Origin of the sequence: Virgibacillus sediminis (assembly GCF_042643265.1) — a bacterium.
In the GTDB taxonomy this organism is placed as follows: Bacteria; Bacillota; Bacilli; order Bacillales; family Amphibacillaceae; genus Virgibacillus_O; species Virgibacillus_O sediminis.
In genome coordinates this window covers 275,012-284,645 of sequence record NZ_JBHRRZ010000040.1, presented here as the reverse complement: position 1 = coordinate 284,645, position 9,634 = coordinate 275,012, and the positions used below count along the sequence as shown (strand labels likewise).

12 protein-coding genes and 1 pseudogene are annotated in these 9,634 nt (G+C 41.7%); 3 read left to right on the top strand and 10 right to left on the bottom strand.

All coding sequences use genetic code 11. The features are described 5' to 3' along the window. Nucleotides 1-172 precede the first annotated feature (172 nt). From nfsA to ACFODW_RS18305, 4 genes are all read right to left on the bottom strand, one after another. Complete coding sequence (gene nfsA / locus ACFODW_RS18320; RefSeq protein ID WP_390308420.1) at nt 173-928, bottom strand: oxygen-insensitive NADPH nitroreductase; 756 nt, start codon at nt 926-928, stop codon at nt 173-175. Between the two features lie 12 nt (nt 929-940). After that, nucleotides 941-1,669: a hypothetical protein gene (locus ACFODW_RS18315; protein WP_390308418.1), complete on the bottom strand. Its 729-nt coding sequence runs from the start codon at nt 1,667-1,669 to the stop codon at nt 941-943. Nucleotides 1,670-1,812: 143 nt separating this feature from the next. Continuing rightward, nucleotides 1,813-1,968, bottom strand: coding sequence for a hypothetical protein (locus tag ACFODW_RS18310; RefSeq protein ID WP_390308416.1), 156 nt, complete (start codon nt 1,966-1,968; stop codon nt 1,813-1,815). Nucleotides 1,969-2,014: 46 nt separating this feature from the next. After that, the gene (locus tag ACFODW_RS18305) at nt 2,015-2,338 is read right to left on the bottom strand and encodes a hypothetical protein (protein WP_390308415.1); all 324 of its coding nucleotides are present in this window, start codon (nt 2,336-2,338) and stop codon (nt 2,015-2,017) included. A 162-nt stretch (nt 2,339-2,500) separates the two neighbouring features. On the opposite strand from ACFODW_RS18305, the gene ACFODW_RS18300 reads away from it, so the two are divergent. Both ACFODW_RS18300 and ACFODW_RS18295 read left to right on the top strand, forming a co-directional pair. Continuing rightward, entirely contained in the window at nt 2,501-2,911 is a 411-nt protein-coding gene (locus ACFODW_RS18300) for a YwpF family protein (protein ID WP_390308413.1), read from the top strand. Between the two features lie 98 nt (nt 2,912-3,009). Continuing rightward, nucleotides 3,010-4,380 (top strand): TrkH family potassium uptake protein, encoded by a 1,371-nt coding sequence (locus ACFODW_RS18295; protein ID WP_390308411.1) that lies wholly within the window; start codon nt 3,010-3,012, stop codon nt 4,378-4,380. Between the two features lie 198 nt (nt 4,381-4,578). Here ACFODW_RS18295 and ACFODW_RS18290 read toward each other — a convergent pair whose 3' ends face one another. From ACFODW_RS18290 to lepB, 5 genes and pseudogenes are all read right to left on the bottom strand, one after another. After that, nucleotides 4,579-4,743 carry a YjcZ family sporulation protein gene (locus ACFODW_RS18290; protein ID WP_390308410.1) on the bottom strand — a complete coding sequence of 55 codons (165 nt, stop codon included), beginning with the start codon at nt 4,741-4,743 and terminating at the stop codon, nt 4,579-4,581. Between the two features lie 152 nt (nt 4,744-4,895). Next, complete coding sequence (locus ACFODW_RS18285; RefSeq protein WP_390308408.1) at nt 4,896-6,035, bottom strand: S1C family serine protease; 1,140 nt, start codon at nt 6,033-6,035, stop codon at nt 4,896-4,898. Between the two features lie 31 nt (nt 6,036-6,066). Continuing rightward, on the bottom strand, nt 6,067-6,984 hold the full coding sequence (locus ACFODW_RS18280) for a zinc ribbon domain-containing protein (RefSeq protein ID WP_390308435.1): 918 nt from the start codon (nt 6,982-6,984) through the stop codon (nt 6,067-6,069). 177 nt (nt 6,985-7,161) lie between these two features. After that, a pseudogene (locus ACFODW_RS18275) lies at nt 7,162-7,230 on the bottom strand (zinc-ribbon domain-containing protein); the annotation flags it as partial. Between the two features lie 338 nt (nt 7,231-7,568). Continuing rightward, nucleotides 7,569-8,087: a signal peptidase I gene (lepB, locus tag ACFODW_RS18270; RefSeq protein WP_390308406.1), complete on the bottom strand. Its 519-nt coding sequence runs from the start codon at nt 8,085-8,087 to the stop codon at nt 7,569-7,571. Between the two features lie 153 nt (nt 8,088-8,240). Here lepB and ACFODW_RS18265 point away from each other — a divergent pair, with 153 nt between their 5' ends. Next, complete coding sequence (locus tag ACFODW_RS18265) at nt 8,241-8,396, top strand: Spo0E family sporulation regulatory protein-aspartic acid phosphatase (RefSeq protein WP_390308432.1); 156 nt, start codon at nt 8,241-8,243, stop codon at nt 8,394-8,396. 36 nt (nt 8,397-8,432) lie between these two features. Here ACFODW_RS18265 and ACFODW_RS18260 read toward each other — a convergent pair whose 3' ends face one another. Further along, entirely contained in the window at nt 8,433-9,596 is a 1,164-nt protein-coding gene (locus tag ACFODW_RS18260; protein ID WP_390308405.1) for an aminotransferase A, read from the bottom strand. Nucleotides 9,597-9,634 lie beyond the last annotated feature (38 nt).

The following is a 9,634-nucleotide window of genomic DNA, read 5'->3' as shown; positions in this document are numbered from 1 at the left end:
TTTCATTGATTGAAACAAGTTCATCACCGCCTTTGGAAATTCTATCTTAAGAATAACATGTAAAGAAAATGAATTTTAGAAAAATGGACAAAAAATAAGGCTGTCGAGAACTTTCTCGACAGCCTGAAAGCAGCACATAGATATGTGCTGCTTCTAATATGGTCTCCAAGTGCTACCGTTTATTCAGGCCTTTACTTTTAACGAATGCTGATACATCCATCCTTTGTGGGTTTGAATATTTTCTTATCATTTGTTCTGTCCATGTATCAATCCGTGTATTGGTACTCCTGCTGTCGTAATATTTCTTCAACGTCAGGTCGAATTCATTAATCAATTCTTCTTGTTCTTCATCTTCCATATAACTGTTCTCATGATACACTGTTTCAATCGGAAGTCGAGGCTTTAGTTCCGGCTGATGATCTGGATAGCCGACTGCTACTCCAAATAATGGGACGACATGATTTGGAAGCTGTAAAAGGTCACTAACTTTATTGATATCATTCCGGAGACTGCCAAGGAAGCAAGCTCCAAGACCCATTGATTCCGCGGCCAGCACAGCATTCTGTGCCGCCAGGGCACCATCGATTACTGTTACAATGAATTGCTCCGTACTTTCGATTGTTTCTGTTATTAATTCCTGCTGCTCTTTATCCGCTTTATTACGCAGCTGATGAGCGCGATGGAGATCTCCGCAGAACACAAATAAATGTCCATTATCCTTAACGTATGGCTGGCCGGAAATTTCCATTAGTGCCTGCTTTTTCGAGTCATCCGTAATGCCAATGATGGTGTAGGCCATGACAAAACTGGAGGTCGAGGCCTGTTGTGCTGACCGGACGATTGTATGTATTTGTTCTTTTGTCAGTTTTTCATCTTTAAATTTGCGAATGGAGCGGTGACTCAGTATCGTATCGATTGTTTCATTCATTTTTATAACTCCTCATTTCATTGTGACTTGAAAGATCCTTGTCTGTGTCTCCTGCTGTTGCTCTGAGCCGGATGTGTCCACCGATGACTGATCGGCAGGAGGCTGCTGCTTTAGACTTGGGAAATCAGCACGAAGCTGTTCATTATTTACCCATTCCACCTCTTGTATCGGTTGATTATACCCTGAAAGTTCCTTATTCCCTTCTGTATCTGTAATCGACAGTTTTGTCCACTTGGGGATGTCGATGGCAATAAGGTCAGCGACAGGAAGACCGGATGTGTGATCGCGGGCGAACCTGAAAACAATTCTGTTTCCGTCTGGAGACGATTCTATTCCCTCATACATTGCCAGGTCGGCCAGAAGAAATGCCTTATTGTCTTCGGAAGGGTTCAGAAGAAGATAGGAACACTGTTGGTTGACACAGGAAAACTCCAAAAGATAGATGTTTTTTTCCGGATGAATAAGCATTAATTCCATTTCCTCAATTTTTTCATTTGGCTGCTCGGCTGCTGCAAGATAACCTTTAAGAATTGGGACAGCCTGGAGATTAATGGTTATCTGTTCATTATCCAAGGGAAACTCGATAAATTCAATTTTTTCATCCTCTTGTTCTTCTTCAATAAGTTCTGGCTGTGTACCTGACGAAGTAGACTCCTGTTTGATAATAGCTGGTTCCTCCGTGTTTGAACAAGAAGCTGACACGAAAAGAAGTGTCGTAAATAATAAGATTTTTCGCAGCATAATATACTCCTCTTAAATTTAGTCTCCTTATGGACAAAAGGGAAACAATATGGGAATATATTTAATTATACAACAACATTGAATATTTGACATTTAATCAGTAAAAAACTGCCCATTTTTTCATAGGCAGTGGTTGGAAATTATTAAAACATTGGGAGGATATAATTGATGAGGAACCATAGTATTCCAAAAAAGATGATTAAATAGGCAGCATATTTTATGAATGCGACACCGACCTTGCTAGGATCCGATTTCTTTTCCTTTTTTTCAATTTCCCGCTGTTCTTCCCGCTCATCCATGTTGAAACACTCCTTTCAAGCTACTGGTTAGGGGGAAACTGTATGCTTAAATAGCAACTGATTTGTCACCGGTTAATTTGTGTGTGGCACGCCACTCTTCATGAATCGTTTTTTCCTTCAGCAGCGACTGGATTCTCCTATAACCTTCTTCCACATTTTCCCCATCCAGAATCATTACGAATGGCTGGTTTTTTAAGTTTACATAGAAAAAAGACAGTAGATTTGGCAGGTTTTTAGCATCTGCAATCATATTGTCACGGTATAGATAGATATTTAAATTGCTCTTGGAAGAATATTGGTGTAACGCTATAATATCCTGAGTACCTATATTTCTGTCCAGTTCTATTTCGTAAGATGAAATTTCCGGCAATGTAATCACCTCATCATAATGTTATGTCCTTGGTAACCACGTACCCTTACATAGAAAGCATCAAACATCAGCTGAAGTACAAATATCAATTTACAATTTTTTTTGATACACTGATATGGACAATACCAGGGTACAACTCGGTGATAGAGAGGAAGGGATATAATGAAAACTTTTAAATTGAAATCCTTGGAAATCATGAAACATGAAGCAGATGATATTGTCCAGGATGAGATTTCCTTATTGGATGGTCTGATCATTAACCGAGAAGATGCCAAGAACCGTTGGCTTATCGAATTATATACAGACCAGTCCTATTTGGACTTCTTCAAATCCCTATACGAAGCTGATGAGGAAATTATTGTACAGGGGAAAATCACCAAAGAAACCAATCAACCGGCGACTTTTATTGCTTCCGTCATTGCTGTGAATGAAATTTCTGATAATATGAATGTATTATTGATGGGAAAGATCGTAGACCGTCAGAAAAACAAAATTGATGAAATTCTCACTCTCCTGGTGAACGAAGGCTACGAGGGGGAGGAACTTCTTCGCAAATTCAAGGATGCAACATAGGTTTCATCCAAGAAACTGGGAGCAATTTCAGGGAATCTGCAGGCAACTGGACTTTTTTAGTGTTCGGAATATAATTGTAAAATATAAGGAGTAGCATCATGTACTACAAACAGCAGAACCCCATCATGAGATGGGTGCATAAACTATCACCATTTAAAATTCTATTGATTTTTTACTTTCTTGCCGTGGTGGTATCGACAACCTTGATGTCTATGCCGTTCATTTATAAGGATGGTGTGGATATCGCTTTTATTGATATTCTTTTTACATCGGTAAGTGCCCTGAGTGTAACCGGGCTCAGCACGATTACAGTCGCTGAAGTCCTTAGTACTGCAGGTATTATCGTACTTGCTCTCATCATGCAGCTTGGTGCAGTAGGGGTTATGGCAATCGGAACGTTCATTTGGCTTTTGCTGGGCAAGAAGATTACTCTTAAAGAGCGTCGGCTGATTATGACCGATCAGAACCAGACCTCTTTTGAGGGAATGGTCAGATTGATTAAGCAGATTGTCATTGTTCTGTTGACCATCGAGCTGATTGGTTTTTTGGTCTTAGGAACTTATTTCCTTCAATATTACCCTACAGCTGGGGAGGCATATCTTCATGGTTTCTTCGGTACAATCAGTGCCACAACCAATGGAGGGTTTGATATCACGGGTGCTTCTTTGGAGCCTTTCAGCAATGATTATTTCGTGCAGTTCATCAACATTCTCCTGATTATATTTGGTGCCATTGGTTTTCCAGTCTTAATAGAAGTGAAAAGCTTTATTTTTGCACAGGGAGAAAATCGGCATAAGATGCGTTTTAGCCTGTTTACGAAGGTGACTACCATGACCTTCTTGATTCTGCTAGTTGTCGGGGCTGTATTTATTTATCTGCTTGATATGAATGGGTTCTTTGCTGGAAAGTCTTGGCATGAGGCATTTTTCTATGCCTTATTCCAATCGGTAACCACCCGAAGTGGAGGGTTGTCGACGATGGATGTCAGTCAGCTTACAGAGGAGAACCATTTGTTCATGTCCATGCTAATGTTCATTGGAGCTTCACCGAGCAGTGCTGGCGGGGGGATCCGGACGACCACGTTTGCGCTGGTTGTGATATTCATTATCAGCTACGCACGCGGAGGGAAGACCATCCGGCTGTTCAAAAGAGAAGTGTATGAAGATGATCTGTTAAAAGCTGTTACAGTAACCCTGCTATCTTTGATTTTTGTCTTCATTTCTGTCTTGGTCATGAAAATGATGGAGCCATTTAACCTATCGGAAATTTTGTTTGAAGTGACGTCTGCCTTCGGTACAGTTGGCCTATCCCTTGGGATCACCAGTGAGCTGTCAACATTCAGCAAAATTCTGCTGATGATCCTGATGTTTATTGGACGAATCGGTATAGTGACCCTCTTATTTGTCTTCAAAACCACCAAGAAGAGCGGCAATTATCATTATCCGAAAGAGAAGATGATTATTGGATGATCGTTTATATGTATGATAAAAACAGCTTGTGCCTGACATGGCACAAGCTGTTTGTATATTAGATAGTACATTTCCACCAGTTCCACATACGAGAAAATCTCGGGCTTTCACCAATGGGTTAGGAGAGAGGCCGGGATTTTCTTATTAGGTTAAAAAGTAAATAAAAGATTCTGTCTGGAAGGGCGTTGTGATTCATGTTTAGCAGTAGAATGCTGCGCCTACGATGATTAGAAGAATGAAAAGAACCACTATTAACGCAAAGGAATCGCGGTGTGATCCTCCATAAGGGTACCCGCAGGCATAGTTGCCAATGCCGCCGACATTGTTACCGACACCGCCAAAACCATAATTGTTATATCCCATTTCTATCCACCTCCTACTTACATTACAGTTATACTATATGTAATAAAGGCCAAGGCGTATGGACGATTCGCCCAGATTTAGATAAAAAACGTAATTTTTTTGTGCAAATAACAAAAAACTGAAGTCCTAAAGGGCTGCAGAATTCCACATGCTTATGTTTCCTCCACTTTTATATCCAGTATTTTGAGCTGGTCATTTTCATACCCTATATGGAATTCATAATGGTTAGTGGTATGTTTTGTCTGCTCCTGATTTGGTTGGTTACTCTCAATTTCTATTTCTGTTTGCATGCTGATACTGTTATTTTCTGTCATGTTTGATGACATTTCCGAGTAATTGATATCTACAATTTGGATATATCTGTCGCGAAAGTCGGAGTAATCCCATTTCATCTGCAGGGAGCTCCCAAGCAGAGTATATGCGTTGACATAATCTCGGATGGCGATACTGTCGAGAAAGTAATCCACCAAATATTCAGCGTCCTCCACAATGCTTTCCGGCTGTAATGATGTTATTACATCTTCCGGCTGAGCAAATTCTAGCTCGTCATTTTGGACTTCATTAGACCACTGCTCAATCTGTTCAATGACTTCTGGCAGGGGAATACTGAAGCCGATGGTGCCATCAGCTGTTCCAACTGAATTAATGCCGATAACTTCTCCTGTATACCTGTTGATTAGAGGCCCGCCGCTGTTTCCATGGGTGATGGGGGCAGAGATTTGGTAGGCATTGGAATAGGTATAACCGTCGACGGAAAAATTACGCTCTGCACCGGAGATGATTCCGAGGGTTACCGTGCTTTGAAAACCATGCGGGCTTCCCAGAGCAATTACTTCATCACCAATTTCAGCTGTTTCCGTTTTCTCCACCGAAGCATAATTCTGCCCGGCAAGCTGGGGCACTCGTATTACAGCTATATCAATCTCTTCGCTTGAGCCAACTACCGCGGCAGGATAAACCTGGGCATCCGCTGTCCGGGCATAAATGACATCTGCCTCATTGATGACATGGGCATTGGTAATGATATCCCCCCTTTCATTATAAAGGAATCCTGACCCGGTTTTAGTGCTGCTTTCACTCTGGCCTTCTATTTGGAGAACGTTTTTTTCGGACTCATGAATGATGGATTTTAAATCCAGTTTTTGGCTTTCTGTATTAACTTTTTGGATGATTGGATTATTTACTGCTATTTCTTTCTTTTCCCATTGCTGATGAAGGACGAGGAACATCAGTATTCCTGCAATAAATATAAATGCTGATATCAATATTGGGAGGAAACGCCCACTCCGCATAATTTGTTCACCTCATTAAAAAATCCGCATGTTATTCATTCGTATACCAGGTGACTTTATCTATTTCTGCAACGGGTGCTTCTTTCTGTTGGCCTGTATCAAAATGGGTGAACTCGAACCTTCCGACTTCACCGGGAAATAACTTTTCCGGATACACATAGACTTCATTGGAGAGGATTACTGTACCCTCCTGTGTTGAGAGAGTATATTCTGCCTGAATTGTTTCGATAGGTATGGTTGCAACACTTTCCACTTCTCCGGAGACAATCAAATTGCCCTGATTATCTTCTTTGACTTCGATGGACAGTATTTCAACAGCATCAGTTTCATTCAGCTGCTCATCCTTAGCGGCAGTATTGACGGCCTGTTCTATCCGTTGGACTTGAGCATTTTCAAAGGCTGTTTGTTCCTTCTCAATGGTTGCTTTCAAGCTTTTCAGCTTTTCCGAGTCCGGAGCATATTTAAGTCCGTCTTCCACCAGAAACTGAGCATCATTAAACTGATTACTGTTCAGTTGTTCACTTGCATGCGAAAAGGTATAGGAAACAATCTTCTCTCGAATGGATTCAGTCATTTCTGCTGCTTCTCCGGCTGATAATTCATCTGATTCCCATAGAAGGGACTTGAGCTGCTCCATATCGGGTTCGCTGTTAAGCAGCTTTTCTAATTGAGCAAGTTTAATAGACTCCCGTGAGGTGGAGATTTTTTCGATCAAATGATTGACTGCTGTACCATTGAAGTTTTTCAGTTCATTTTCCGCTTCATTTAATGTTGATAATGCCTGTTGATGTTTCTCTTTTTCCAGGAGGCTTTCCGCTTTCTTTAGAGAATGATCTATATCCAGAGCGATATCCATAAAATCCAGGGAAATTTCCGCTTGATGGAAATCCCCCGGCAGTTCAGCAGCCTGCGCGAACAGGTCCCGTGCTGTATGCAGTTCATCCTCCATGAAACTCTGCTCTCCCCGAGTATAAAGGTTTTTTGCCTTACTTTCCTGGTTTTGAAGATGTATATAATACGTGCTGCTTGAAGCCAATAAAATCAGCAGCATGACAATCGGAATGAGCCAACTACGGCCGAATCTACGTTGTCTGCTATAGCGGTTATTTATATCTTCAGGGAGTTTTCTCCCGCATTGTATACAATACTGTTCATCCGTTTTTACGCTAGCGCCGCAATAGGGGCAATGTAGCATGAATTCACCTGCTTTGTTACTGGATGTCTCCAGCCGTTCTGCTGCCGGGAGCTTGCCTGATATAGTGGCCGCCCGGTATCATATTTCATATTTTAACATATTAATACTTTATTTAGGACGAGGAAATTGGTATGATATTAGGGAAGAAATAGCATATAGACTCCAATGGAAGGTATACATCTTTTGGAAAGGGGAGCCAATGATATGGAAATATGGGAGATTGCTTTTGGTGCAATTTGCTTTGGCATTTTGGCGCTGAATATAGGATACTGTCTATTTGACAATGAAGCATAATAAAAGAAAAAGGCCGGAAGTTCCGGCCTTTTTGTAAACCTCATTCATCTAGTCACGGCCCATTCGCTGAAGGGGTAGATGATGACTTCGGTTTTTCCAATAATCGATTCCTCTTCAATAAAGCCAAGGCCATTCCTGCTGTCCTTGCTGATGGCTCTGTTATCGCCCATCACATAATAACTGCCTTCTGGTATGTGCACCTGGCCGATATTGCCTGTACGCTGCAGGTCTATCTCGTTGAGGAAGGTCTGCTCATATCTCTCCCCATTGATATATAACTCACTGTGCCTGATTTCTATGGTCTCTCCTGGCAAGCCAATGATCCGCTTCACGTAGTTTTTGGAGGGGCGTTCGATAATGACCACATCTCCGCGATCAGGCTCATCAAGAAGATATACGATCTTATTGAATATCACTCTTTCCCCATCTTCTAAGGTAGGCTCCATACTCTCTCCTTCAACAATAGAAGTGGCGAAAACAAAGGATCTTAGGATAAATGCTACCAATAAAGCCACAACAATTGCTTTTCCCCACTCCACCCATTCAGAATTTTCTTTTGTCAAAGAAAGTCATCCTTTCCCATCTTCATCATTCATTATAATAGTAGCACAAGAACAGGAGCCATTCGAACTTGAAGTGCCGGCGGGGCGACTGCTTTACCATACAGGCATTTCGGCAAGTATCTGAAACAGAATCCAAGGAGGCAAAGACTATTGATGACTGCCATCGATCCATTGTTGTTCAAGATAGAAACAGTAAGGAAAAGATTAATTGAAATTGGTGACGCCAAAGGTTATACAAACCCTGAGTCTGTCTCCTTAAGTCAAGAACTGGACCGGCTGCTGAATCTTTATGAAAAAGCAAAAAGTTAGGTGCTTCTTCATCTCTGGATGAATAAAACATACATCCTAATATAATTCAGTTGTCTGAAGATACTTCTCCAGCCGGTCCAGCCCCTCCCTTAATGTGTCCATGCTGTATGCATAAGACAGTCGCATATAACCTTCCCCTGCAGAGGTGAAACTGCTGCCGGGCACCAGAGCAATCCTTCCTTTTTGCACCAAATCCAATCCTAATTGAAAAGAAGTCATTTTTTTTACAGGGAACTTAGGGAAAAAGTAGAAGGCCCCGTTCGGTTTGGTTACCTCCAGCCCCATTTCAATGAGCCTCTCATAAACGTAATTGCGTCTTTCCTCGTATTCATTTCTCATTACTTTGGTACTGTCGGACCCTGCCAGAAGGGCCTCTAATGCCGCATACTGGCTGATGGACGATGCACAGGATACATTATATTGATGAACCTTCAGCATATGGCTCTGCAGCCATTCCGGCGCCAGGGCATAACCAATGCGGAAGCCGGTCATGGAGTGGGATTTTGACACACCATTGATGACAATCGTTTTTTCTCTGACTGCAGGAAATGTGGCAATAGAAGCATGCGGTTGGTCGTAAATCAGTTCACTGTAGATTTCATCTGCAAGAATGAATATCTCTTTATCTTTCAACACTTCCACCAAGTCACGAAGTTCCTCCTCGGAGTAAGAGGCACCGGTCGGATTTGAAGGGGAGGGGAGAACGACACATTTCGTTTCATCCGTAATATTGTTAAGCAGAAGATCTTTTGTCAGTTTAAAGCCGTAGTCTGCAGTATCCACATGGACCGCTTTTCCTCCAGCCAATGTGATCAATGGTTCATATCCCGGATAAATGGGTGCAGGAAGAATCACTTCGTCTCCAGTACGAAGGATCGTCCGGAAAGTTATATCGATCGCCTGTGACGCCCCGACGGTAACAATGATTTCGGATGCTGCATCATACGTCAGTCCATACCGGCTCTCTTGAAATTTGGAGATGGCTTCCCGCAATTTTAAAATCCCAGCATTATTTGTGTAGGTGGTCTTATTTTCCCTCAATGCCTGTTCTGCAGCCTGTTTTACATGGTTGGGGGTATGAAAATCTGGCTGGCCGATGGTCAGGGAAACAACTCCCTCTTCTTCTGATACTATGTTGAAAAATTTACGGATACCTGAGATTTCAATGTTTTTTACGTTATCATTCAGTAAATGTTCCATTTTGTCAATCCTCCAAACAAACTAAAAAGATAAAATGT

Excerpts from the sequence above, each read along its gene's own strand:
- nfsA (WP_390308420.1), bottom strand. The coding sequence starts at position 928 with ATGAATGAAACAATCGATACGATACTGAGTCACCGCTCCATTCGCAAA.
- ACFODW_RS18315 (WP_390308418.1), bottom strand. The coding sequence starts at position 1,669 with ATGCTGCGAAAAATCTTATTATTTACGACACTTCTTTTCGTGTCAGCT.
- ACFODW_RS18310 (WP_390308416.1), bottom strand. The coding sequence starts at position 1,968 with ATGGATGAGCGGGAAGAACAGCGGGAAATTGAAAAAAAGGAAAAGAAA.
- ACFODW_RS18300 (WP_390308413.1), top strand. The coding sequence starts at position 2,501 with ATGAAAACTTTTAAATTGAAATCCTTGGAAATCATGAAACATGAAGCA.
- ACFODW_RS18295 (WP_390308411.1), top strand. The coding sequence starts at position 3,010 with ATGTACTACAAACAGCAGAACCCCATCATGAGATGGGTGCATAAACTA.
- ACFODW_RS18290 (WP_390308410.1), bottom strand. The coding sequence starts at position 4,743 with ATGGGATATAACAATTATGGTTTTGGCGGTGTCGGTAACAATGTCGGC.
- ACFODW_RS18285 (WP_390308408.1), bottom strand. The coding sequence starts at position 6,035 with ATGCGGAGTGGGCGTTTCCTCCCAATATTGATATCAGCATTTATATTT.
- ACFODW_RS18280 (WP_390308435.1), bottom strand. The coding sequence starts at position 6,984 with ATGGAGGATGAACTGCATACAGCACGGGACCTGTTCGCGCAGGCTGCT.
- ACFODW_RS18265 (WP_390308432.1), top strand. The coding sequence starts at position 8,241 with ATGACTGCCATCGATCCATTGTTGTTCAAGATAGAAACAGTAAGGAAA.
- ACFODW_RS18260 (WP_390308405.1), bottom strand. The coding sequence starts at position 9,596 with ATGGAACATTTACTGAATGATAACGTAAAAAACATTGAAATCTCAGGT.